We start from the raw sequence: 23,399 nt of genomic DNA, 5'->3' as shown, positions 1-23,399 counted from the left end.
CCTTGATTATTTGGCTCTCTGTAAACTTTGATTTCTTCATAACAGCTTAAAGTTAGTGAATTTTTAAACTGTCTTATTTTTACGCAAGTCTACACCCCGGCAGCCAATAGCCCGATGAAGAGAAAAACATATAACAGTTGGTCAGTTAGGAGTAATAATAAAACACCAACTCCAAATATTCCAAACCCAAGAGTGATCTGTTTCCTACCCGAGATTATTTTTTTGATCCTTGTGGAAACTACTAACGGTTGTAACAAGGCCATGACCAAGGCACAGACCATAAATCCATATCCAATGGTGACGGCATTGTATTGCAACTCATTTTTGGAAAAGATGGAAAATACCGCTTCAAATAAGGTGAGGGCTATCTGATAGATAAAGGATAAAAATAATAAAGGAAACAAATCCCTTACGATCTGATACCATGTTGCCCCTCTAGAACGCTTTGGCTTTTCAGCAAGGAGGAACACTCCATTCTGTAGTCCTTTATTTATCAAAGGGAATAGCAAAAGGCCGATTATAGCCAGAAAGAAAAAAGGAATAGAATAGCCATTAATCAAAAAATGGCCCCATTCCAGATTCCAGTGCCAGTCCCTTTGGCTGAGCAATCCACCGATGAATGGCCCTACTATTACTCCCAAGCTGTAGGAAGTGCCGCCTAATGCAATACCAAGACTACGCTTATCGGCAGAAGTGAGGTCGCTAATCAATGCATATCCTACAGGAATAATTGCTGAAGTAAAAATTCCACCGATAATGCGAGCAAGATAGAGCAGCCAAATTGAAGTAGCCACACCAATTAATAGTTGCATCGCTACGAAACCAGCAATTCCCATGAGCATAAGTGACTTTCGACCAACACGATCTGACCAACGCCCCCAAAGGGGAGCAAAAAGCATTTGAAAAAAGGGATAAACACTCGTTAAAAACCCAATATGAAAAGTAATTTGGTCAGAAGACACACCTTCTCCCAAAGCTAATCGCTCTGTGAAAAATGGTAGAACCGGTAAAATCACACCGAAGCCTAGAGCGACCACAAAAAGCGTGATAAAAACAGTTGCCAGGCTTTTATCAATAAAACTGAATTCATTCATAGGTATGGACTACTGTCCTATCTTTTTCTTCAACAATTGTGCATTAATGGCTACTATAATCGTGCTTAAACTCATAAAAACCGCTCCTATCGCAGGACTCAACACAAAGCCCCAAGGATACAATATACCTACGGCCAAGGGTATAGCAATGGCATTATAACCAGTAGCCCAGGCCAGATTCTGGATCATCTTGCTATACGTGGCTTTTCCAAACAGGATGAGATTGGCAATATCCTTGGGGTTACTATTGACGAGAATGATATCAGCGGTTTCCGCAGCTACATCGGTACCTGATCCTACGGCAATGCCCACATCGGCTTGGGCCAACGCAGGTGCATCATTGACACCGTCACCAGTCATGGCTACAAATTCCCCTTTAGCTTGCAATTCCTTGACAATTTCTACTTTTTGATGAGGCAATACCTCTGCATAGTAACCGTCTAATCCAAGTTCTTCACTCACGGCTTTACCGACTACATCATTATCACCAGTGGCCATAAAAACTTTGATGTTGTTAGCTTTAAAAGTCTTGATAGCTGCCGCTGATTCTGGTCGGATTTCATCAGCAAGAGCAATGTACCCTGCTAAGGCTCCATCTATGATCACAAAAACTACCGTTTCGGCAGCACTGCTATAGGCTCCTTCAGGAATCTCTATTTTTTCATCCCGTAAGTACCCGGGGCTAACCACCTTTACGGCTTTCCCTTCTACGCTTGCTTGTACACCTTTTCCGGTAATGGCTTCAAAGTTATCGGGAGCAGGAATAGTAATTTGCAATTCCTTTATCTTTTGAACAATCCCCACCGCAATTGGATGCTCTGAACTTCGCTCTAAAGCTCCAGCTAAACGAAGCATTTCATCTTGATCAAGATCATTTTGTAAGCTTTCGTAACGAGTTACTCCAAAATCACCTTTGGTGAGTGTACCAGTTTTATCAAAAACCAGAACTGATATCTTTCTGGCTTCTTCAAATGCGGTCCGATTGCGAATCAGTAAACCGTTTTGAGCCGAAATCGCCGTGGAAATCGCAACCACCAATGGAACGGCCAAACCTAAGGCATGCGGACAGGAGATAACCATAACCGTGACCATGCGCTCCAACGCAAAAACAAAGTCTTTCCCGAGGGCCAGCCATAAGACCAAGGTACCGAAACCTACTGCTAGGGCAATATAAGTCAACCACTTGGCCGCCCGATCCGAAAGATTCTGCATTTTAGATTTGGTCTTCTGGGCCTCCTGAACCATCGTAATCACTTTGTTCAGATAACTATCCTTACCCGTATGCTCTACCTTTACCTTTAGTGAACCATTGCCGTTGATAGAGCCACCGATCACCGAGTCGTGCAATCCTTTTTGTACCGGCTTGGATTCACCAGTCAACATAGACTCATTGAGGTAACTTTCGCCTTCTAGCACCGTCCCATCAGCGGGAACTTTTTCACCAGGCTTTACCAAAATAACATCTCCACTTAGCAGATCTTCCAGGCTGATATCAACGACCTGATCTCCTTCTATTTTATGGGCCTCCGAGGGCATCATGCTTACCAACAGTTCTAGAGCTTTAGAAGCCCCAAGTACCGACTTCATCTCAATCCAATGTCCGAGGAGCATAATGACAATTAGCGTAGCGAGCTCCCAGTAAAAACTCTCGCCCGGCAAACCGAAGGTGGTGGCTACAGAATAGAAATAGGCTACAGAAATGGCCATAGCAATTAGGGTCATCATACCGAGAGATTTATCCCGAACTTCTTTCAAAAACCCCTTCAGGAAAGGTAAGCCACCATAGAAATAAACAATACTCGATAAGGCAAAAAGCAAATATCTACTACCGATAAATTGCCAATCCAGTCCCAACCAGCGTTGGATCATAGGAGAAAGCAGCAGAATAGGAACAGTCAGTATCAAAGAAGCCCAAAATCTTTTTCTGAAATCGGCGATCATCATGCGGTGATGATCGTGCCCCATTTCCCCGTGGCCCGGATTGTGATCACCATGTTCGCCCTCCATTTGGTGTTGACCATGGCCGTCTTGCATTTTGGCGGACTGTTGAGCGCTTCCAGTTTGGTTCATTTGATGATGATGTTCAGAGTGTTCTTCCCCATTAGACAACTTTATGCGATAATCACCTGCTTTAGCCAAAGCCTCATTCATTAGCTTTTCAGCAACATGATGATGCATGGTAATCGTTGCATGCGGTGGTTCGAGGATTACTTCGGCCGACGCTATCCCGTCAATCTGTTCTAATGCTTTTTTTACCGCTCGTACGCAGTGCGCACTGGTCATCCCGGTGATTGAATAAGTATGTTTCATAATTGTTTATGATTAATATTCGTGTTCAATATTCATTAAAGCTTGTCACCTTGAAGCGAGGTCGAGTAATTCACCCATCTTTTTTAGCAGACTTGGAAGTACGAGTCGACAGGCTATTTAGTTCAATAATTATTCACTCTTTAATGTGAATTTTTTTAATATTAGCTAAGGCAAAGACTACTAGAAAAAAGCTCAAAAATATTTCGAGCATCACCACTAGCCGGGCTATCTCAGAAACGGGTACAATATCTCCATAACCTACAGTAGCAAATGTGATCACACTGAAATACACGAAGTGATATAAATGGTATATGTAAGTCTCAGATTGTGCCTGTACACTGTCAAAGGTGGTATGATCAAATTGATAAAGGCAAGTATAATCCGTTGCAAAAGAGAAAATACTGATAGCTATCAGCAGCCCAAAGACCCAAAGCAGACGCTCAGCGGAATGACAGATCCTGATTAATTTCGCTAGTTGCTTTAAGGTGGTAAAGGCAATAATACCTGTTTTCGCTAAAGCAAGTACCAATATCAAATAATCAAAAGGGAATGCCTGATGATCAATGAAAGACATCATCAGAATATAAAGTAGACCTACACCCAAAACACTTGCTATCGCAAATATTGTTTTTTGGTATAACTGCTTATAAAAAAAGGCACCGCGAAGGGTATTATTAACTGACATAGCAGTGGTTTTCTTAAAACTAATTACAACCTTATACTCAGCACTGGCAGCATCGAATGGTTGGCTATTTTCTCGGCTATACTCGGTGAAAACAACTGTTGTAAGCCACTCTTCCCATGTGTACAAATGGCAATTAAATCCATCGATCTTTCCTGATTAAAATCTCGTACTCCATCCTCCACAGTAGCAGCATTGATGATATTCCTGGTACAGCTGTCTTCCCGATTACAATGGATCATAAGCCTATCCATGTTTTTGTTGGTCTCCGCAGATTCTGTAAACTGATTGGGGGTATTGACAAACAGCAGGTCAATATGAGCCTCGATTAGGTCGGCAAAATGGATCAATGTATGGAAGGAAGCGCTGGAAACATCCGTAAAATCAGAAACAAAAAGGATGTTTTTGATCGGCCTAGAAACAGTTTTCTTGATTACCAAAACGGGAACAGACGCCTTCCTAAGTATCTGTTGAGCATTGCTACCGATCAGGCTCTCCTCTAGACCTTGGACTCCATGTGAACCCATGACCAGAAAATCATGTTGATGGGCTTCCAAGTGGCGTCGTATTTCTTCTTCGCCCGAGTCAAATACCAGGAAACGCTCCGCTTGCAAGCCTGCTTCTTTCGTCTTTCGTACCCATCCAGACAATTCACTTTTAGCATGCCCAATAGCCCGAAGGGTTTCCTGGTAACGTTTTTCTTTTTCTTTTGACAGCTTCACCCAATTTACAGGTGTATGCTGTAAATGTAAAAAATGTACTCCTGCTCCAGCCTTTTGTGCTAAATGAATAGCGAAGGCTGATGCGGCATTGGCACAATCAGAAAAATCGGTAGGAACCAAGATGTTTTTTATTCGTGCATCTTGAATTGCTGCGGTACTTTTCATTTGATTATCTTATTATTTTAATGGTGAAATAATTTCCATTTTTTTCAGTAAATTTTTGATAGATAATACCTGCCTCCTGGTCAATATCTTCAAAATAACGGTACTCTATAGTTGAAATTCTTACCCCTATTATATAGGCTACCAGAGTCATGTTACCTGATATCCGGTAAGTATTTTCACTAGATTTCTTTACACTTCTTTCCGTAAAAGAGACCTTGCTACTAGTACCAAAAAAACCAGCTGCACCACCTTTGAAATCGAGATTGAAGACGAAGTCTCTTAGCGTATTTTGCTCCCTCCAACCTTCGGGATATATTTGGCTATTATCTTCTGGCTCAATTTTCAATGATTTATTGGTGGCACCTCCGGCAAATGGAAAAATCCCCATCATGACCTCGCTCGTCGCCGGATCGCAAGTGATGACCGTTTGGGAAGCGTCTTTCATATTATCATTGGCATCGTAAGTAACCACGGTCAGTTTCGCTTCAACTTTTTCTGCACTGGCTTTAAGACTGCCAACCTCGATGGCCTGATAGCTTGTTAGCTTATTGTTCCCGTCGTAATTTTTTCGATAATAACGGTTGCCGTCAATTTGGAAAATCAACATACCTTCTTCGTTCTGGGCAAACCCATTGAGCGGAAGAAGAAATAGGAAACAACCCAATATGAATAAATAATTTTTTATATCTTTTGCAATAGTTGGTTTTTCGAAATTTTGAATAAAATCCACATACAACTCACTCAAATCAATGCTATTGCTTTTGTGTGGAATGGTGTTGCAGGTCACGACTTTAGCAGTTCCTGCGTCCAACAAATCCTGATAAGCATTATCAGCAAAAATAGCATGTATGCCAATACAAACAGGAGGCTTCATGCCCGCTTTTTTCAAATGCCCAACTGTTTCAATCATCGTCCTTGCCGTGGAGATAATATCATCCACCAATACAGGTGTGTGATTGCGGTAAGCTTCTAACTCCGGAACCGAGACTTCCACGTTTCGGTCTCCATGCCTTATTTTTTTCAAGACCATAAATGGTGCACCAGCATTTTTTGCCACCTCTGAGACCCACTGCTCACTTTCGCTGTCAGGGCCAACCAACACTGGGTTTTCGATGTGCTTTTTTATCCAATCAGAAATAGCGTCTGCCGCATGGAGTACCTCTGTGGGTATGTCGTAAATATCGCCCAGCCTGCTGATGCGGTGCAGGTGTGGATCAACAGTAATCAGGCTATCAGCAAAGCCAGTAACTAGCTGGGAAAAGTATTTTGAAGTTACTCCTTCACCAGGATGGAAAATTTTATCCTGTCTCATGTAAGCCAAATAGGGAGCTACCAAGCAGGTGCATCTTGCCCCCAACTCTTTTGCCACTTTAGACAAAAAATAGAGCGGCAACAGTTTCTCATCTGGCTGATGAAGTGAACAGAGAAGAACCACCTTTTTCTCTGCGATATTAGAGTGGATTCGGACATATGACTCGCCGTCGGGGAAGCGGCGGATGGTAACCTCACCCATTTCGGCATTTAGTTTAACTGCTAAGGTCTTCGCCAATTTTTCATTTCCCGGTAAAGCGAAAAGAATAGTTTCCATTCAGGATAATTTTATGATTTCATTAAATTCTTTTTCCAAATAATCTTTCGCGTAGTTCAATTCTCCGGAAGTCTCAGCGTAAAGGGTGAACATAGGTTCACCTGCTATCATGCGTTGTCCAATTTTACAGTGCATTAGAACCCCCGCTCCGGGGCGGGAGGGAGCTCCCGATAGCTTAGCCACCTTAGCCAAGCGTCGGTTGTCAATTTCGAATACTTGACCGCTGTTCCTAGCCAGTACTTCGTGCTGCAGGTTTCCCAGAACAGGTTCACGAAAACCACCTTGTGCTTCACAAATTGCTTGAAATTTCTTCCAAGCAATACCACTCTGCAACAGCCTCTTTGCCATTGCATGACCATTACCTGAAGTGACTTCATCTGCCATTTCCAGTAGTTCACCTGCTATCAAAATGGCTCTTTCTTCCAGGTCCAGAGGACGGTTATTGATTTGTCGGAAAACAGCCAGTACATCTAAGGCTTCAAGGGACGGCCCAATACCCCTTCCTACAGGTTGAGAGCCATCAGTAATCAGTACTTTGATGTTCAATCCAATTTCTTGAGCTACCCTATGAAAATAAAATTCTAAATGCTTTGCATCTGACTCAGAACGGACTTTAGCTGTCTTGCCCACAGGAATATCAATTATCACATGAGACGAACCTGCTGCTACTTTTTTAGATAGGACGGAAGCTATCATTTGACCTTCACTGTCTATATTAAGCGCCTTTTCTATTTTAATAAGTACGTCATCGGCAGGGCTAAGCTCTACGGCACCACCCCATACAATACAACCTCCTTCCTGTTTGACCACTTTCTTTATTTCCGCTAAAGAGAGATTGACAGGTGTCATAGTTTCCATCGTATCAGCGGTTCCCGCAGGTGAAGTAATAGCACGGGAAGAGGTCTTGGGAATAGTCAACCCAGCAGCAGCTATGATAGATACCACAATAGGCGTAGTCCTATTACCAGGCAAGCCACCGACGCAATGTTTGTCGACTACTATATCCTTACCCCAATCCATTTTTTTTCCTACTGCTACCATTGCCTTAGTTAAACCAGCAATCTCGATAGCGTCGAGGTTTTTGCCTGCACAGGCTGTAACAAATGCTGCAAGTTCAATATTGGAATATTTGCCTTCTGCAATATCTGAAATGATGGATTGGCAAGATTCGTCGTTTAACTTATTGCCATACATTTTTGACCGTACATAACTCATCGAATGAACTGGCTGTAAGTGAGCAAAGGCAATCGTATCTCCTTCTTTGGCTCCTGAGGCTCTCCACGCACTTTCCGACAAACTGGCTTCGCCGTGTTGGAGCAGCTCACTATGCAGTACATTCAAGGTCGCGATAATGGTTTTCCCTTTTACCGTCACTTCAACCCTCGTCAGTGCCTCGAATCCTTCAGAAATGCAGATATGGCAATCCGAACGCATGTATACGAAATACTCTCTTTGGGTATCAATACCGAGGCGTTTGAGTTTCAATATGTTTGAATCGTAGTTCATTTCTTTTTTTTGTAATCAGGCAATGGTAATTTCCTTTTCCAGATACACTTGTTGGACATGCTGGATGATTTCAACGCCTTCCTTCATCGGTCGCTGAAATGCTTTTCTACCAAGGATGAGGCCCATACCCCCTGCCCGTTTGTTAATAACGGCAGTCTTTACTGCTTCTGCTAAATCAGAACCGCCCTCTGAACCACCTCCGGAATTTATCAGCCCAATCTGCCCCATGTAGCAGTTGGCGACCTGAAGACGGCAGAGGTCAATCGGATGGTCAGTGGTAAGGGCTTCGTACATTTCCTTGCTATATTTTCCGAATTGAATATCTCGGAAACCGTAATTAGTAGAAGGCAATTTCTGCTTGATGATATCGGCTTGGATGGTGACGCCAAGATGATTGGCCTGACCAGTCAAATCAGCGGCGGAGTGATAATCCTGCTCCTCCGTTTTGAAAGCATCATTACGGGTATAACACCACAGAATAGTCGCCATACCCAATTCATGGGCTTGAGCAAATGCTTCTGCAATCTCCTGTAATTGACGGTTGCTTTCCTTTGAGCCAAAATAAATAGTTGCCCCTACAGCTATCGCACCTAGATTCCACGCTTCTCGCACCTTACCGAAGATTACTTGATCATGTTTATTAGGATAGGTGAGCAATTCGTTATGATTAATTTTAACAATGAAGGGTATTTTGTGGGCATATTTCCTAGCATTTAAAGCGAGCACACCAAAAGTAGAAGCCACGCCGTTGCAGCCCGCTTCGATGGCCAGACGAACAATATTTCCTGGCTTGAAGTATTCAGGGTTTTTATAAAAAGAAAAAGCGGCGCTGTGTTCAATCCCCTGGTCAACGGGCAGTATACTCAAATAGCCGGAGTCACCCAGATTTCCATGCCCAAAAAGTTGCGCCAAACTGCGCAGTACTTGAGGATTACGGTTACTGTTGATAAATACTTTTTCCAAATAATCAGGGGCAGGAAGCTCCAGTGATTCTTTTGAAATTAGGGTGCATTGATGCTCAAGCAGCCATAAGGCCTCAGAGCCAAGCAGGTCGGTTATTTTTCGAATGGTTGTCATATTTTAATGTACTTTTTCAAAATCATTAATCAAAGCCCAGACCTTCGCTGGGGACGCCAAATAAACATGGTGGTCAGCATTTGTTAGCCTTTCAAATTTTGAGTTGGTGAAAATAGGAAGCAATACCTCCACGTTTTCAATCGGTGCGGCAGCGTCGTTTTCACCATGTATGAGCAGGATTTTCTTGTCCTTGATTCGGGAAGCCAATTCCCGCAAATCAGTATCTATAATGACATTATCCAGTGTGCGGTAATAACTTACCCAAGTGTGTTTGCCGGCGTCTCTAAAAATATCCTTCGGGATATTATTTGGCCGAAACCACTCCGTCATGTACAGTGGATGGAAAAAGCAAACGAATTTATACCTGGAATCCACACTCACGCCATCGAAGAGGGAAGCCTTGCCCAATTTGGTTTTTATAGCTTCTTTTCCGCTATAACTAGGAAGCCCAATGATGGCCAGATGTTGAAACCAATCAGGGTGTTCCCCAACAAGTCCGATGGCCAAAATTGAGCCGAGTGAATGTCCTACGACCATGACATCGCCATCATCAAAGCCCTCTTGTTTTATCACTTTTTCTATAGCCCCCAAATGCTCTTTAAGGTCATATTTGCTATTAGGTTTTGGGGAATCCCCAAAACCTAATAAGTCAACAAGCAATAATGAATAAGAACTATAATCAGGTAATTCACCCAATCCAGCTTTCCAATATTTCAATGAACCTGTCAAACCATGCAGAAGAATCATCTTTTTCGGGCCATTGCCAATGCGCTCATAGTTGAGCATCATTTTTTCTGAGTCATAAGGTTGTGCCATGACTCCTTTGAGGTAGCCGTGTACTCCGACCCCTGCAAAGGCAATTATGATGGCTGAAAACATTAATAAAATCATCTTTTTCAATTCAGTTCATTTTGATTGGAAGAGCGCTTGTTGATTTTGCCAGAAAGCCCAACCGCTTTCATCGGTTCGCTGACTCCGTTTTAACTCTTCTCGTTTGTTTCCCATTGTAAAAACCACCTTTCTCCAACAAAAACTAAAACCATAAGTACTGTGGAAACTACTATTACCAAAGGATCACTGGAGGCTTTTATCCAAACAAATGCACCCAATACCACTAAGTCGAGTAAAATAGCAGTGGTAACAATTAAGATATTGGCTTTAACTTTTTTTCTAAGATTTTTTAATACCCCCCATTGGAGTATTACGTCCATCGTTAGGTAAAAAATAGCTCCAAGCGAAGCAATCCGGCTTAGATCGAAAAATGCGGTGAGTATAATAGCTATAACCACGGTATAAACGAGCATGTGCTTTTGTAATCGACCAGGCATTCCAAAATGTTTATGTGGGATAAGGTTTATTTCCGTAAGCATAGCTGTCATTCTGGAAACGGCAAACAGGCTAGCAATAACCCCCGAAATAGTGGCTACTATGGCAATACCCACCGTAAACCACAATCCATATTTACTAAATGCTGGTTTGGAAGCTTCTGCGAGCGAAAAATCTTTGGCTGCTATAATCTCGGGGATTGATAAATTGACTGAAACCGCCAAAGCCACCAATACATACACAAGTGTGCACAGAAGTAGCGAAATCATTATTGCTCGTCCCACATTTTTATTAGGATTCACAATCTCCCCCCCACTGTTTGTGATGGTTGTAAAACCTTTATAAGCCAGGATGGTAAAAGCCAAGGCCCCTATATAACTGGATACCGTATGTTCACTGGAGATGGAAGAAGGCAAGGCTTCACCAAATGAAAAACCTGCTGCCCATAAACCACCAAGGGCGAAGATGGCAAGTCCCCCAATTTTGATAACTGCCAACACTTGAGAAGAGCGGCCAATCACCTTATTACCGGAAATATTGATTAAAAAGGCAACCACCAATAATAAAACACCCAAAACAGGTACCCAAATACTATTTTCTCCTACATCGAAAAGCTGTAGGGTATATGATCCAAATGTGCGGGCCACCAAGCTTTCACCAATAATCATTGAAAAAGCCATTAAAAGAGCTCCCGCTGCAGTAATCGTACCTTTTCCATAGGCCTCTTTGAGGTACATGGCAATGCCACCCGCTGATGGGTAAGTATTGGATAACTTTATATAGGAATAGGCACTAAAACCGGAGATGACTGCCCCGACTAAAAAGACCAAAGGAAACAAAGTTCCTGCAAGCTCCGCCACCTGCCCCAACAACGCAAAGATGCCGGCCCCTATCATGACCCCGGTGCCAAGTGCCACTGCTCCAGTTAAACTTAAACTATTTTTTTTGTATTTATCCATTTTGTCCACTTAGCTACGATGCTTATATTTTTACCTTGGGTTTACTACCTTCTTTTCCCACTTTTTTTGAGATGGTCAGCCTTTGAAACCAATCTGGTTGTTTTTCAACGATTCCGATGGTCAAAAACCTCCAATACGCTCTATGTTTTGTTTTCTCTTTCATCTTCATCCACCTTCCATCTGAAATCGCAAACCTCGGCCCCACCTGCAATCGTATTGGTCAGCCTTAGGTTGCCGCCCCACAGTTCTGCAAGTTTGTAATCCAACTGGCACCAAGTGTTAAACCCCAGTGCAGCATTTTCCTTACTTTTGAAATAATTAGCTACTGGGCAGCGCTCACAATCAAAAGCAACCACACCTGGCTCTGCGGGTAAATCTTTCCACTGATATGACGGGCTGGAAAAAGGAAATGTCCGGAACAGTCGGGTGGCTTTTAGCAGGTGGTCGTACTTATTTTTGGAAGTCAGCCCGGTGAGCCGATAGGTAGTTTTTCCCATTTTCGAGTAGATGTCCCAGGCTATTTCGTTGAAAATCCGGTAGGCTTCCTGTTTACTCATTTTTCCAGCAAGCTGCCGGAAAAATGTTTCCGAAATCACGGCCAACTCTACCATGATTCTTGCTCCGAAGTTTGGCTCAAGATGAACTTCATTTTTCAAAATGCCATATTCCTCCCAAGCATTTTTGAGCAAAGTTTGAACTGTGCTTTTATCAAGAAGCCGCCCCAAAACCTTTCGCGCTGATGAATTGATGAAAGGCTTCACCAGTTTAATTATTAGATTGTGTATGAGCATGGTTTATTTTGATTGATTACTCGCTAAGCTTTTTTACTCTTGTAGTTCAATTGTTTCAATCGAATATAACTCCGGCACAATGCAATCCCAACCAAATTCATCTTTGATTTTCACTCGCAATACATCCGCAGCATGTGCTTCGCCATGTACGATGAAAACCTTTTCGGGTGTATTCTTTATTCCGCCCATCCAGTTCAATAACTCCCGCTGATCGGCATGTGCCGACAGCCCATTTATCCTCACAATTTTGGCACTGACAGAATAGTATTTTCCGTAAATCTTCACTTCGTGGGCCCCTTCCTGCAATTGTCTGCCACGGGTGCCTTCCGCCTGATAGCCTACCAGTAACAACCGGGTTTCCGGTCTCTCTAAATATTTGGTCAAGTAGGTGAGTACCCGACCTCCTGTTACCATGCCGCTGCCCGCGATCACGATTTTTGGAGATTTGTCATCAATGATTGCCCATGTTTCCCGAAAACTGGAGACCGTTTGGATATAATCGCACATTTTGTTACAATCTTCTTCCGGCAATTTGTGCCAAGCAGCGGAGCGGTGAAACACATCCAGTACTTTAGCCCCCATAGGGCTGTCCATGTACACGGGGATGTTAGGCATTAGCCCTTTTTCACGTAGTTTCCAAAGCAAATACATCAGCGTTTGGGTGCGTTCCACAGCGAAACTGGGGATGATGAGTGTCCCACCGTCCTGATAAGTTTCTTCGATGTGTTGGAGCAGTTCCTGTTCAATATCCCCCTCTGAGTGTAGGCGGTCGCCATAGGTGCTTTCGATAAACAGGAAGTCAGCCCGCTCGGGCCTTTTCGGCGAAAAAAGCAAATAGTCCTCTTCCCGTCCGATATCACCTGAAAAGACCAACCGCTTTCCAGCAGCATCCATTTCGATGAAAGTAGCACCGAGAATGTGGCCGTTGTATTGATACCTGACCTTGATGCCTTCAAAAAACGGTAACCATTGGTCGAGTTGCACTTCCTCAAACCGCGAGAGCGTCCTGTCCACATCTTTTAGGTTGTACAATGGCTTGGCTGGCTTATGTTTTGAGTATTCATACTTATTAGCGTGGGCCGCTTCTTCCTCTTGAATTTTAGCGCTGTCCCGCAGGATGATTTCTGCGATGTCGAGCGTAGGGGCTGTGCCGTATATTTTGCCTTTAAACCCTGATTTGACCAATCGTGGCAGGTAGCCCGTATGGTCGAGATGGGCGTGAGTAAGCAAAACAGCATCTATCTCCGACACGTTTACCGGGAAGGTATCCCAGTTCAAATTCCGCAGTTTTTTTAGCCCCTGGAAAAGGCCACAATCCACCATGATTTTTTTGCCCAAAACCTCAATTAGGTATTTGGAGCCAGTTACGGTCCCTGCAGCACCGAGAAAATGGATCTGAATATTATCATTCATTTTGAGTGGATTTTTGTTTCACAAATAAGCGCTGCTTCCTCCATTACTTTTTTTTGCCGTGCAGGCTGTATATCAATTTCTTTTAACAACTGCTCATTTTGGCAAAGCTCTCTACAGAGTACGATGCCTTTATCTAACAGCATCTGTTTTTCCTTTTTAGTTAAGGTAGTGAGACAAGTGATAGGATGTAGCCCTGAACCATCAATCCGCTCCCTCAAGCTGCCTTTTTTTGGAAAATCCCAAGAGACGAGGTTCAGCCCGACGCAAGTCCCGTATTGAATCGCATCCGTTGTAAAGCGGGTATTGGTCACCACCCATCCCTGGTGGAATCTATGGCCATGTCCAGGGCGTTGCTCCCATGCTTTTTCTACATCCAGAAACCGGGAGTGAATGTAAAGGGGGATTTTGACATCGCACTTCCGTACTTGGTCACTGTGGAATTTACATTCAACCATAACATGTTGATCCTCCTTGGTCGCGATGACATCCAACTCGTGCTCTACGCAATGCCCCTGCACAATTTGCCCAACTTTTGTTTTGTAACCATCATATTTTAAAATTTCGCTAACATATTTTTCAAAAGGAAAACCTGTAGGCCCCAACTCTTGAAGAGCTTTTTTCAACTTATATTTGGCAGCTAAGTGGGTAGAGGCCTTCCTGAGCGAGGAAAATGCCTGTCGGTAAATTTCCTTAGTACTTATCCCTGGATAGAGCTTTAGTTCTATTTCTTTTTGAATGCGATCTATCACCTTCTTCTCTGCCCCTGCACGACGCAGCGATTGGCGGAGTTTTTCTGCCGAAAACGGCACCGTATCACCAGAGGCTTTGGTAATGAAAAGGTTATTACTCATGTGGATTCATTATTTGAGGAACTCGTGTTTAGGGCTTAAAATAGATTTCCGGTCGCCTAATTGGCTATTGACTTTCTCTAGACTACATCACTGACGCACGTTAATTCCGTGTGGGGTAGAGCATGACAGCGTCCGCTACCCATTCACCAATGAGGTCGTATCCGTTTACTGCTACTTTTATCATTTCCATAATCTGATTTCATTAGTTTTCAAGTAATATCACTGCAACAGCTCATTGATTTATCGTTGCTGTTTTCCCTGGCTATTATTTTCATAATAGCCAGGTATATGTTCCTGAAATCGGATTCAATCAGGTCGGCTACATCGACGGTCAGCTTCGGGTCAGAAACGACCAGTGTCAGCATCACTTCGAGGGCTTCTTTGAATAGCTGTTCGTCGTCCTCCAGCGCCTGGAAGAGTCTTTCCTTATCTTCTTTTGCCTGAAAGGGCCTGTTCTTTATTTCTGATGTTTCCATGACCAATTGTTTTTTGCTCTAACAAAACCTTTCTCTGCCTTTCCTACCCCGCGCGAGGGATAAGGATGAATAGTATATTAGTGAAAGTCATCAAACGGGCTACAGCGCACCATCTCTTTCCAAAATAGCCTTCCGCTCTTCATATTCTTCCTTAGAGATGGATCCACCGGCATATCTTTTTTGTAAAATTTCAAATGGCCCATCTTTCTGCTTTCGCTGCCCAGGTATATCCCAGGGCGTTGCGAAAATCCAGACAAGGGCTATGATCCAAATAAGCCACCAGATGAGGTGCATGCCTCCAAAATGATATCCTTCGTAAAAATGCATAACAATTGCTTTTGAATAAACAAATAATTATTTGTGCTTTGTCACTTTAATTCTTAATGATTATGATCATTATGATCGTCGTTAGCTTGGTCCATATCCATTGATGACATGTCTTTGTCAGCCATCATTGTCACGCATGATTGCATACACTCTTCGCTCATCATACCTTCTTTGTTCATCATCTGTATCATATGGGTCATCATCTCTTCACTTTTCATCATGTCGGTCATCATGCTCTGCATCATCTCCGGTTTGTCTTCCATTATTTGCATCATATTGACCTCCTTCATCATCATATCCATCATACCATTACTACCTTTCATCATCATCATGGCATGCTCGTTCGACATCATTTTATCCATGAATTCAGTCATTAATTCATGATCTCCTACAATGGAGGAGTATAGGTCGTTTTTCATTTCCGGATTTTCCAGTATTGTTCCAATATCTACTTGTTGGCTACAGCCGATCAACAGAAATGTGGTAGTGATAAAAAATAAAATTCGTTTCATGATTGTGTTTTTATAGTAGTTTAGTAATGTAGTTTTAAGTCTCTTAATAAGAGGATTGGTTTACCTTTTTCAATAGTTTATCTCCTTACTTAAGGATTTGATCATTCGTTTTTGTTAGCATAGTTCTGATAGTTGGTTTCATTTTTGAAATAACCAACAGAACCATCTTGATTGAGCACAGCAATGATTGCTTCCGCCTTGTCCACCTCCTCTCCAGTCAACGGATCTGAAGCCTGTCGGGAACTTTCCTGTTCATTAAGGGTAGTAACACACATCTGACAACAGCCATAGTAAGTTTTTCCATTCACAGGGACAGCGATCTGGTCTTTACCCATATAAGTATCATTGACCATACATACTTGTTGCGCTATCACTTGGCGGCCTGCTAAATTATCGTTAGTACTTCCTCCAACATCCATCGAATGTGGGGGAAGCATAGTTGTAGTTTTATGTTCACTTTCATTAGTGTCCATTTCATTATTCTGTTCGCGATCAAAACTGCCCTGCTTGTCGTTATTACATGTACTCATTATCATTAAAACGGCAATTGCGGGGATAATTAGAATAAATTTCATTTTGCTATTTCCTTGTTTTGTTAAAAAAGAGAATGACCTATACCGAATTCGAAAAAGCATGGTATATGTCAGATTCCTAAGCTCTGATTGGTTTTTAGAATAGAGTTCTGAGCGTTTGTTTCGATGCTAGTCAGTGCACGGATTGCATCAATAGTTTCCGGAATTACGATGGCCTGATTGTCAACGACATAGGCATAAAACAATTCGTCATTCACAACTTTAAGCATATCCTGCCATAAAGCCACTTCATACATATCTCCATAAGGTCTACCTTTGGCAAGCATCCATTCTTTGATGGCATTATTAGCCGAGAGGCCGTCATCGTAATTAATGAAGAGAGTTCTTGTCGACGACTTCATCGCAGCCAACACTTCTTCTTTGCTAGCATTTCTGGTCAATTGTACATTCCAATAGTGTAAATGACTTAGGGTTTGCGGTACTTTTACTGCTGCCGTGATGACATCTAGTTCTGGGTCTACTGTTTGCGCATCTGGTCCCTGGTGACTTGGAATTTCTTGCTCTGGAACCAGGGTATTCATAATTCCACCTAAATGACTTTCCCAGGGATCAGTAGCCCTACGCAACAAAGTACCTCTTGCTTTTTTGAGTAGGCCAGCTCTTTTCAAAGCAGTGAGCGTTCGTAGTATTGAGGTAGTATTACAGGATACTACGCGGGTGGAATCTCGGCCAATTGCGGTCGCGTAATTATTTTCGGCACTGAAAGAATGACCAGTGACCTCGTGTTTTTCCCCTCCGTGAACTATGAATTTAAGGTTAGCAGCTTTGTACTTTTCGATGTTGCCTGCGGCTATTTTCTTTGGGGTACAATCCACAATAAGATTGGAAACAGCAATCAGTTTAGCTAACGTCCCTTCCACTGGAATGCCTGCATCCTCTATTTGATTTTTATGCAAATCATCAAAAGCAAAAACAGGGTATTCTTTTTCTACTGCCATATTTATTCGCCAGTCTGAAACCACATCACAAACACCAACTAGCTCCATGTCGTCTTGAGCAAGAACAGCATCTGCTACTCGCTTACCAATGACACCATACCCATTTACCGCCACTTTAATTTTGTTCATATTCCTGATCTTTTTGTTTTATATATTTTCGAATGATTAATCTGTTCCCTTTGTCATAGGTGAAATAACTCCATGCCCAATTAAGCGCTATTATCAATCTATTTCTGAATCCACTGATGGAGAATAGATGTACTACCGACCATAGCAACCAAGCTAGTCTCCCACCAAAGCTAAAACGCCCCAAATCTGCTACTGCCTTTCGCTTTCCTACGGTGGCCAACGCCCCTTTGTCACGATAAGTGAATTTCACTTCTTTATCTTGTTGCAACCGAAGTAACAGGTTGTTTGCCAATTGTTTGCCTTGTTGAATAGCTACCTGTGCAACCATTGGATGTCCCTTGGGATATGCTCCTGAGATCATGGCCGCGATGTCTCCAATGGCATAAATGTTATCCGTACCTTCCACCCTTGAATAATCATTTACTAATATCCGTTGGCCTTTAATGATCGCTTCCTTTTTAATGCCATTAGGAACATTCCCACTTACTCCGGCTGTCCAAATCACCGTATTTGCCTGCAAAATAGTTTTGCTGTTCGTTTCGATAAATTGACCATCATAGGACTCTACTGCAGTATTCAGTATTACCTCAACTCCCATCTCGGTGAGGTACGCCAACGCACGTGCTGAAGCTTTATCTGACATGGTATTCAATAGCTCACTTCCTGCTTCAAGCAAATAGATAGACACGATGGAGTTATCCAGCTCCCGGTAATCTTTGGGAAGGATATACTTTTTAAATTCTGCAATAGCTCCCGCAGCTTCTACCCCTGCCGGGCCACCGCCTACGATAGCAAAATTGGTAAGTGCTTCCCGCTCTTTTTCATCGCAGCTCACCACCGCTTTTTCAAGATTTTGCAAGATCAAACTGCGTATATTCAAGGCTTCTTGTATCGTTTTCATTCCCAGGCTATTGTGTTGAATATCCTGCAATCCGAAGAAATTCGTACTACTGCCAGTTGCGATCACCAAGTAGTCATATTCTATCGAACCTATGCTTGTGAGCAGAATATTTTTATCCGACACAACGGTCTCTACTTCTGTCATTCGGTAGCATAAATTATCATATCCAATGAATTGCTTTCTAAGGGGAAAAACAATATTATCAGGTTCGAGGCCGCTGGTGGCCACCTGGTATAAGAGAGGCTGAAACTGGTGAAAGTTATTTTTGTCCAACATCACCACCTGAACAGGCTTGTTTCTGAGTTTCTTGGCCAACGATATACCAGCAAAGCCCCCGCCGATGATAACTACTCTAGGAAGTTGACTGTCAGGTATACATACCTCATCGCCTATTCTACATGCTTTCATGAGTAAACTATTGACCATATGAACCAAGCGTATTGCATTAATCGACCTTTGTTACTGCATTATAGAATCCAGCTATGCAGGCTCCTATCAGCCAGCCGACCAAAAAGGTTTGTCCTATCCCTATTAATGCTTCTGATACAGGTATATTCATTCTGATGATAGAACTCGTATCCAAACCATGCAGCAGGTTATTGAAAAACTGTGCAGTGCCTTCTCTGCCCACAGTCCACATCACAAGAATGCAGCCTAGGTACAAAAGGACTCCAGTGGAGCCAACGGCGAAGCCAAATTTTCTAATGTTGATGTGATTCATGTCTATTTTTGTCTTGAGGTAAGTTATTGTCATGATTTTCACTATGACCATGTGGCATGAGCAAATGGCAGCCAAACATGATAATGATGAAGATGAACAGAGATGTATTTCCGCTCAACCCGAGTGCAGGAGCAATAAATATTAGCAAGAGTGGAAGCCCGCATCCAATGACCATCCAAATTGTATGTCTATTCATAGTTTGTTGATTAATAATTTCGTTATCTACATACCTACACCTTTAATTTCTTGTATCACATCCATCATGTAGGAATTATTCATATTCGTTTTTAAGCACCGTTTGCACGATTTCCACATAAATTTCGTTTGACAACCCGGCGAGGCCAATATCGATCATCGTTTCCCTAAGATCAATATCAAAACTCATATTGAGAATGCAGGAATACACACCATCAAAAATATGTTCCAAATGCCCCCGCCCAACAATATAGTCGTAATGTGGAGCACATGTCAAATAACCTGCTACCTCAAAATCTTGTGGTGGGTGGCTTTGAGTCTGAACAAATTCGACCCCTAGCTTTCCTTGAAAAATCAGTAACTCGCCCCGAAGATCTTTCAGTTTCTCATCAAGTGAATCCACACCAGTTCGAAGGGTGGATTTGTCCAAGCGAATTTCAAAATGAGCCGATTCGTAGTTGATTGCTACAACCAAGAAGTTACTTTTAGCGATAAGTGATTCACCATTAAGCAGAGTAACAATCTGGATAGTACCATTAGTGGTACTAAATGTCCCCTGAGCATTGACGTTAACTAGCAATGCTGATGATGCGAAAAGGGTAAAGAAAAAAAATAATTTTATTGTCATTTCACTTCTTGTTGTCACTAATGTTTTAGTGTTCTAAAGTTTGATAGAGGAGGAGAACATCAGGCTTGGGCCTTAGTAAAGAAATAGTACCCTTTCCTTAACACCCCACCCTCTTCTATAAAGTTATGCATGTTAAAAGCACTGGGCTTATGTCTTTTGGGGTAATGTTTATAAAATTTTGTCTAACGGGAGTCTGCGTTTAAACTCCACCTTTTTATAATCACTCATGCTCATATTTGTAAGCTTTTTAAATTGATTAGACAGATGATTGAGATTGGCATAACCTAATCCGAATGCGATTTCAGAAAAATTCATTTCTCCATATTCAATCAACTCTTTTGCTTTCTCAATCTTTAACTTGATGAAGTACTTCTCAATCGTAGTTCCCTCTACTCTAGAAAAGGTTTTACTGAGTGTCCAATAGTCCTTATTAAGAGTTTTACCAAGAAAATCAGATAGGTTCTTGTCTATGGTAATTGGCATTGAATTCACGGTTTCGATCAGTACCCGCTTGATTCTTTCTACAAGAACCTCCTCTTTGTTCTTCGCTAATTCAAAACCGTCTTTTTCTAGAATGTTTCGAATTTTATCAAAAGAAACCTTTTGACTTGCATATCGTATTCTCAACTTACCTAGTTGTAAATACAGCACCTCAACACCTAATTGTTCAAGCTCTTGTCGAATGACCTTTATGCATCTCGTACAGATCATGTTTTTTAGTACTAGCTCCCGAGTACTCAATGAATTGGTATTCATAATAGTGTTGTTTGAAATTTCTAAAATGATAGCCTATGAAGTTGAAGCTTTATCCCGTTATACGTGGAGATGATTACTCCACAGTAGCTTTAGTTACTGCAATAAAGAAAGAAGGTATCGTGCGTAAAATTCACCTACAACACGACACACCTCGCCCCAGATACAGGTAGCAACATGGATAAAGCCTTCAACTGATCGAAGAAAAGAGAGGCTAACAAATAAAGACTTGAAACTGAGCTTGGTAATCCGTCAAGATAGGAGGAGGGACGTATATCCTTAGTGGAAGATCGTGTCCTCTAGGAATAGTAGAATTAACTATAGGCAGACAACTCGGAGGGACTGCAAATAATTCGTAAGAAGTGCTTAGATCCTGGCTTAAAACGCTTGGTTTGAGGTCAGATTTATGAAAGCTAAAAGAGAGTTTACAGCAATCTCCATGTTCACTATGGTCTGCTTCTTTTTGGGAATCGTGAGAACAGGATGATTGATCTTCATCATCACAACAACTACCGAAGAATGAAAACAGGCTTATCTTCTCATTTTGCTCTTGGCAATAATGCCCTTCTATCCAAAAGCCCGTCGAGCTTATGAAGATTAAAAACGCAAGAGTAATATTTGAGAAGGCCTTTAACAAGTGTGATGATTTATGATTAAGACTACATTAATTGTAAGATAGCTTAATTAACTCGATTTTTCGGTGATTTTTGTCATTCTTTTGGGGAGCTAACCTCAATATTATTTGAACAAACTTTATCTAATGACCTACGTCCTTCAACACCAAGTTTTCTAAATGAGGAGGGAGTTAGCCCTGTTACACTTTTGAATTGTCTGGATAGGTGAGATACACTACTGTATTCTAGTTCAAAGGCGATTTCACTTAGGCTTTTTTGATTGTACACTAATAGTTCTTTCACCCGTTCGGTTTTTTGCAGGATCAAGAATTTTTCAATCGTTAGGCCTTCAGTTGATGAGAACAACTTTGATATGGCGAAATAATTCATGCCTATTTCTTTGGCCAAGTAATCCGAGAAGTTCATGCTACTTGGTTTTTGTTCGCGTTTGTACAGGTGATCAAGGATTAGCTTTTTTACTTTTTCAACTGCCACCGCATCCGTTCCTTTGAGTAGTTCAAATCCGTGATCTATCAATGCTGTTTCAATCTCTTTGAGGCTAGAGGCTTCGATAGGTTGTACAAGCTCAACTCGCCCCAACTCTATTTGAGCAATCTGATGGCCTAAGGTTTCAACTTGTTGCTTAACCACAGTGATACAGCGGTCACAAACCATATTCTTAATCAATATTTTTTTCATCAAACCACCTTATTTTGTACTGTTTCATATTCTGTTTTTTTCGTAGTTACTAATTCAATTTATTGTAAATGAACGCAATTACATAACCAATAACAGCCCAGAAAACAAATGAGGCCGCAGTGCCTATCAGGGTTTCAAGAAGCGTAATATCTGTTCGGATAATCGTTGAAAAATCCATTCCATGAAACAAGAGATTCGAAAATTTAACTAGGCTCTCTGTTCCCAATAATTGCATAACCAAAAAACAGCCCAGGTAAACAACTACGGAGGCTCCCCCTGATGCAATGGCGAATTTATTTTGCTGTAAATTTTTCATAGTTAAATTTTAAGTAGTTTTGATATAATTGTAAAAACCTAGTTTTTCTCTTTTCCAGAAGTTAGGATTTCAAAGCTAGCTCTCTGATAGCGAAGAAATTTTTCTTTTTGTAGGTAAGCTAAGGACGTTGAAACACTTTGGCGTGATATCCCAATCACTTCAGCCAATTCCTGATGAGTATATCCCAGTACCTCTACCCCATCATCTGTTGGTTTCCCATATAAGGCAGCAAGGTTTTCCAGTGCAATAGTGACTCTCTCTATTGTATAGTTGAGCTGCAAATTTTTATAGGTAAACCATAAGTTATTGTTCATCTGAATAAACTCTCGACATAGCTCTGTTTGTAGCTCTAGGTCGTTGTCCAGTAAGGTCTTGAACTTAGAAAACAACGTGAGACTTAATATCACCTCATCATCCATGGCCACTGCGTCGTACCGGCGAATATGTGAAGCATCAAAAAAATCAAGTATTCCAAATCTCTCATTAGGTTGAACAACTCTTAAAATGACATTACGAGCACTGCCTCTCTTTCCTCTCTTTAGTAGTTTTACTCTTCCTTTAAGTACCGTAAACAAGTACTTTGCCGGATCACCTTCATTGTAGATAAAAGCTCCTTTGGTCAATACCTGAGGCTTCAAAGAAGACTGCCGTGGAAGGTTGGTCATTTATAGAAAATCTTGTTCTTTGATAAACATCAACAATTAGTTCCTAAAACTAGGGGGAGGAATTATTTTATAAGACCTCCCTCTAAGTACCTTAATGGTCATGTCCTTCATGACCAGCAGCGCCCTCAGAATTGTGAGATTCATTTTCCACATACTCCATCCCACAAACGGGGCATTTACCGGGTTCTTCGCTTCCACTTCCTTCGCAGTGCATTGGACATACATAAGCAGAGGTGTATTCTTTAGTTTGTTGTTTCATTTCATCGACATGACTACTACTACCACAGGCACTAAAGGCAACACCTATTCCCAGCAGTGATAGTGTCAAAAACATAATTTTTAAAGTCTTCATCTTAATATTTTTAGATTAACAATTGATGTAAGAGACAATGATTGCAAGCAACAAAAGGACAAGAATCAGCTTTATAAGCTTGTTATATAGCACTCT

25 protein-coding genes are annotated in these 23,399 nt (G+C 41.8%); all 25 read right to left on the bottom strand.

The window, feature by feature from the left end; translation table 11 throughout:
• Window positions 1-89: 89 nt before the first annotated feature.
• Complete coding sequence (locus MRY86_RS17255; RefSeq protein WP_293571757.1) at window positions 90-1,094, bottom strand: MFS transporter; 1,005 nt, start codon at window positions 1,092-1,094, stop codon at window positions 90-92.
• 9 nt (window positions 1,095-1,103) lie between these two features.
• Window positions 1,104-3,404: a heavy metal translocating P-type ATPase gene (locus MRY86_RS17250; RefSeq protein ID WP_071596848.1), complete on the bottom strand. Its 2,301-nt coding sequence runs from the start codon at window positions 3,402-3,404 to the stop codon at window positions 1,104-1,106.
• 133 nt (window positions 3,405-3,537) lie between these two features.
• Window positions 3,538-4,089, bottom strand: a complete 552-nt coding sequence (locus MRY86_RS17245; RefSeq protein ID WP_020534854.1) for an ion channel — start codon at window positions 4,087-4,089, stop codon at window positions 3,538-3,540.
• 23 nt (window positions 4,090-4,112) lie between these two features.
• Window positions 4,113-4,973 (bottom strand): universal stress protein, encoded by an 861-nt coding sequence (locus tag MRY86_RS17240; RefSeq protein ID WP_293571752.1) that lies wholly within the window; start codon window positions 4,971-4,973, stop codon window positions 4,113-4,115.
• Window positions 4,974-4,977: 4 nt separating this feature from the next.
• A complete protein-coding gene (locus tag MRY86_RS17235) occupies window positions 4,978-6,561 on the bottom strand; it encodes a ribose-phosphate pyrophosphokinase (protein ID WP_020534852.1) in 1,584 nt (527 codons plus the stop codon).
• Window positions 6,562-8,067, bottom strand: a complete 1,506-nt coding sequence (locus MRY86_RS17230; RefSeq protein WP_020534851.1) for a thymidine phosphorylase family protein — start codon at window positions 8,065-8,067, stop codon at window positions 6,562-6,564.
• Between the two features lie 15 nt (window positions 8,068-8,082).
• Complete coding sequence (locus MRY86_RS17225; RefSeq protein ID WP_020534850.1) at window positions 8,083-9,144, bottom strand: class I fructose-bisphosphate aldolase; 1,062 nt, start codon at window positions 9,142-9,144, stop codon at window positions 8,083-8,085.
• A gap of 3 nt (window positions 9,145-9,147) precedes the next feature.
• Window positions 9,148-10,035, bottom strand: a complete 888-nt coding sequence (locus MRY86_RS17220; RefSeq protein WP_293571759.1) for an alpha/beta hydrolase — start codon at window positions 10,033-10,035, stop codon at window positions 9,148-9,150.
• Between the two features lie 89 nt (window positions 10,036-10,124).
• The gene (locus tag MRY86_RS17215; RefSeq protein WP_293571747.1) at window positions 10,125-11,429 is read right to left on the bottom strand and encodes an APC family permease; all 1,305 of its coding nucleotides are present in this window, start codon (window positions 11,427-11,429) and stop codon (window positions 10,125-10,127) included.
• 140 nt (window positions 11,430-11,569) lie between these two features.
• Entirely contained in the window at window positions 11,570-12,220 is a 651-nt protein-coding gene (locus MRY86_RS17210) for an L-2-amino-thiazoline-4-carboxylic acid hydrolase (RefSeq protein ID WP_293571745.1), read from the bottom strand.
• 33 nt (window positions 12,221-12,253) lie between these two features.
• Window positions 12,254-13,633: an MBL fold metallo-hydrolase gene (locus MRY86_RS17205; RefSeq protein ID WP_020534847.1), complete on the bottom strand. Its 1,380-nt coding sequence runs from the start codon at window positions 13,631-13,633 to the stop codon at window positions 12,254-12,256.
• A complete protein-coding gene (locus MRY86_RS17200) occupies window positions 13,630-14,484 on the bottom strand; it encodes a restriction endonuclease (protein WP_293571743.1) in 855 nt (284 codons plus the stop codon). The genes MRY86_RS17205 and MRY86_RS17200 overlap by 4 nt, the downstream gene beginning before the upstream one ends.
• 209 nt (window positions 14,485-14,693) lie before the next feature.
• Window positions 14,694-14,960 carry a hypothetical protein gene (locus MRY86_RS17195; RefSeq protein ID WP_293571741.1) on the bottom strand — a complete coding sequence of 89 codons (267 nt, stop codon included), beginning with the start codon at window positions 14,958-14,960 and terminating at the stop codon, window positions 14,694-14,696.
• Between the two features lie 99 nt (window positions 14,961-15,059).
• Window positions 15,060-15,287 (bottom strand): SHOCT domain-containing protein, encoded by a 228-nt coding sequence (locus tag MRY86_RS17190; protein ID WP_293571739.1) that lies wholly within the window; start codon window positions 15,285-15,287, stop codon window positions 15,060-15,062.
• Between the two features lie 53 nt (window positions 15,288-15,340).
• Window positions 15,341-15,799 (bottom strand): hypothetical protein, encoded by a 459-nt coding sequence (locus MRY86_RS17185; RefSeq protein ID WP_293571737.1) that lies wholly within the window; start codon window positions 15,797-15,799, stop codon window positions 15,341-15,343.
• A 101-nt stretch (window positions 15,800-15,900) separates the two neighbouring features.
• The gene (locus tag MRY86_RS17180) at window positions 15,901-16,374 is read right to left on the bottom strand and encodes a hypothetical protein (RefSeq protein WP_293571735.1); all 474 of its coding nucleotides are present in this window, start codon (window positions 16,372-16,374) and stop codon (window positions 15,901-15,903) included.
• A gap of 68 nt (window positions 16,375-16,442) precedes the next feature.
• On the bottom strand, window positions 16,443-17,459 hold the full coding sequence (locus MRY86_RS17175; protein ID WP_293571733.1) for a type II glyceraldehyde-3-phosphate dehydrogenase: 1,017 nt from the start codon (window positions 17,457-17,459) through the stop codon (window positions 16,443-16,445).
• Window positions 17,446-18,768 carry an NAD(P)/FAD-dependent oxidoreductase gene (locus MRY86_RS17170; protein ID WP_293571731.1) on the bottom strand — a complete coding sequence of 441 codons (1,323 nt, stop codon included), beginning with the start codon at window positions 18,766-18,768 and terminating at the stop codon, window positions 17,446-17,448. Before MRY86_RS17170 ends, MRY86_RS17175 begins: the two co-directional genes overlap by 14 nt.
• A 37-nt stretch (window positions 18,769-18,805) precedes the next feature.
• Entirely contained in the window at window positions 18,806-19,081 is a 276-nt protein-coding gene (locus MRY86_RS17165; RefSeq protein WP_026211212.1) for a DUF5676 family membrane protein, read from the bottom strand.
• A gap of 271 nt (window positions 19,082-19,352) precedes the next feature.
• Window positions 19,353-19,904, bottom strand: a complete 552-nt coding sequence (locus tag MRY86_RS17160; protein WP_293571727.1) for a hypothetical protein — start codon at window positions 19,902-19,904, stop codon at window positions 19,353-19,355.
• A gap of 168 nt (window positions 19,905-20,072) precedes the next feature.
• Window positions 20,073-20,660, bottom strand: a complete 588-nt coding sequence (locus tag MRY86_RS17155) for an AraC family transcriptional regulator (protein ID WP_293571725.1) — start codon at window positions 20,658-20,660, stop codon at window positions 20,073-20,075.
• 707 nt (window positions 20,661-21,367) lie between these two features.
• Window positions 21,368-21,970, bottom strand: a complete 603-nt coding sequence (locus tag MRY86_RS17150; RefSeq protein WP_293571723.1) for an AraC family transcriptional regulator — start codon at window positions 21,968-21,970, stop codon at window positions 21,368-21,370.
• A 49-nt stretch (window positions 21,971-22,019) separates the two neighbouring features.
• Window positions 22,020-22,286, bottom strand: a complete 267-nt coding sequence (locus MRY86_RS17145; RefSeq protein WP_293571721.1) for a DUF5676 family membrane protein — start codon at window positions 22,284-22,286, stop codon at window positions 22,020-22,022.
• A gap of 38 nt (window positions 22,287-22,324) precedes the next feature.
• Entirely contained in the window at window positions 22,325-22,951 is a 627-nt protein-coding gene (locus MRY86_RS17140) for a Crp/Fnr family transcriptional regulator (RefSeq protein ID WP_293571719.1), read from the bottom strand.
• A gap of 91 nt (window positions 22,952-23,042) precedes the next feature.
• On the bottom strand, window positions 23,043-23,303 hold the full coding sequence (locus tag MRY86_RS17135; RefSeq protein ID WP_293571717.1) for a heavy metal-binding domain-containing protein: 261 nt from the start codon (window positions 23,301-23,303) through the stop codon (window positions 23,043-23,045).
• Window positions 23,304-23,399 lie beyond the last annotated feature (96 nt).

The sequence above is a fragment of the Phaeodactylibacter sp. genome, from assembly GCF_022763345.1.
GTDB lineage: Bacteria > Bacteroidota > Bacteroidia > Chitinophagales > Saprospiraceae > Phaeodactylibacter.
Note: the sequence above shows the minus strand (reverse complement) of the source record. Positions and strands in the feature narration are given on the sequence as shown.

What these genes read in the sequence shown, in the direction of transcription:
- MRY86_RS17255 (WP_293571757.1), bottom strand. Translation starts at nt 1,094, where the DNA reads ATGAATGAATTCAGTTTTATTGATAAAAGCCTGGCAACTGTTTTTATC.
- MRY86_RS17250 (WP_071596848.1), bottom strand. Translation starts at nt 3,404, where the DNA reads ATGAAACATACTTATTCAATCACCGGGATGACCAGTGCGCACTGCGTA.
- MRY86_RS17245 (WP_020534854.1), bottom strand. Translation starts at nt 4,089, where the DNA reads ATGTCAGTTAATAATACCCTTCGCGGTGCCTTTTTTTATAAGCAGTTA.
- MRY86_RS17240 (WP_293571752.1), bottom strand. Translation starts at nt 4,973, where the DNA reads ATGAAAAGTACCGCAGCAATTCAAGATGCACGAATAAAAAACATCTTG.
- MRY86_RS17235 (WP_020534852.1), bottom strand. Translation starts at nt 6,561, where the DNA reads ATGGAAACTATTCTTTTCGCTTTACCGGGAAATGAAAAATTGGCGAAG.
- MRY86_RS17230 (WP_020534851.1), bottom strand. Translation starts at nt 8,067, where the DNA reads ATGAACTACGATTCAAACATATTGAAACTCAAACGCCTCGGTATTGAT.
- MRY86_RS17225 (WP_020534850.1), bottom strand. Translation starts at nt 9,144, where the DNA reads ATGACAACCATTCGAAAAATAACCGACCTGCTTGGCTCTGAGGCCTTA.
- MRY86_RS17220 (WP_293571759.1), bottom strand. Translation starts at nt 10,035, where the DNA reads ATGATTTTATTAATGTTTTCAGCCATCATAATTGCCTTTGCAGGGGTC.
- MRY86_RS17215 (WP_293571747.1), bottom strand. Translation starts at nt 11,429, where the DNA reads ATGGATAAATACAAAAAAAATAGTTTAAGTTTAACTGGAGCAGTGGCA.
- MRY86_RS17210 (WP_293571745.1), bottom strand. Translation starts at nt 12,220, where the DNA reads ATGCTCATACACAATCTAATAATTAAACTGGTGAAGCCTTTCATCAAT.
- MRY86_RS17205 (WP_020534847.1), bottom strand. Translation starts at nt 13,633, where the DNA reads ATGAATGATAATATTCAGATCCATTTTCTCGGTGCTGCAGGGACCGTA.
- MRY86_RS17200 (WP_293571743.1), bottom strand. Translation starts at nt 14,484, where the DNA reads ATGAGTAATAACCTTTTCATTACCAAAGCCTCTGGTGATACGGTGCCG.
- MRY86_RS17195 (WP_293571741.1), bottom strand. Translation starts at nt 14,960, where the DNA reads ATGGAAACATCAGAAATAAAGAACAGGCCCTTTCAGGCAAAAGAAGAT.
- MRY86_RS17190 (WP_293571739.1), bottom strand. Translation starts at nt 15,287, where the DNA reads ATGCATTTTTACGAAGGATATCATTTTGGAGGCATGCACCTCATCTGG.
- MRY86_RS17185 (WP_293571737.1), bottom strand. Translation starts at nt 15,799, where the DNA reads ATGAAACGAATTTTATTTTTTATCACTACCACATTTCTGTTGATCGGC.
- MRY86_RS17180 (WP_293571735.1), bottom strand. Translation starts at nt 16,374, where the DNA reads ATGAAATTTATTCTAATTATCCCCGCAATTGCCGTTTTAATGATAATG.
- MRY86_RS17175 (WP_293571733.1), bottom strand. Translation starts at nt 17,459, where the DNA reads ATGAACAAAATTAAAGTGGCGGTAAATGGGTATGGTGTCATTGGTAAG.
- MRY86_RS17170 (WP_293571731.1), bottom strand. Translation starts at nt 18,768, where the DNA reads ATGAAAGCATGTAGAATAGGCGATGAGGTATGTATACCTGACAGTCAA.
- MRY86_RS17165 (WP_026211212.1), bottom strand. Translation starts at nt 19,081, where the DNA reads ATGAATCACATCAACATTAGAAAATTTGGCTTCGCCGTTGGCTCCACT.
- MRY86_RS17160 (WP_293571727.1), bottom strand. Translation starts at nt 19,904, where the DNA reads ATGACAATAAAATTATTTTTTTTCTTTACCCTTTTCGCATCATCAGCA.
- MRY86_RS17155 (WP_293571725.1), bottom strand. Translation starts at nt 20,660, where the DNA reads ATGAATACCAATTCATTGAGTACTCGGGAGCTAGTACTAAAAAACATG.
- MRY86_RS17150 (WP_293571723.1), bottom strand. Translation starts at nt 21,970, where the DNA reads ATGAAAAAAATATTGATTAAGAATATGGTTTGTGACCGCTGTATCACT.
- MRY86_RS17145 (WP_293571721.1), bottom strand. Translation starts at nt 22,286, where the DNA reads ATGAAAAATTTACAGCAAAATAAATTCGCCATTGCATCAGGGGGAGCC.
- MRY86_RS17140 (WP_293571719.1), bottom strand. Translation starts at nt 22,951, where the DNA reads ATGACCAACCTTCCACGGCAGTCTTCTTTGAAGCCTCAGGTATTGACC.
- MRY86_RS17135 (WP_293571717.1), bottom strand. Translation starts at nt 23,303, where the DNA reads ATGAAGACTTTAAAAATTATGTTTTTGACACTATCACTGCTGGGAATA.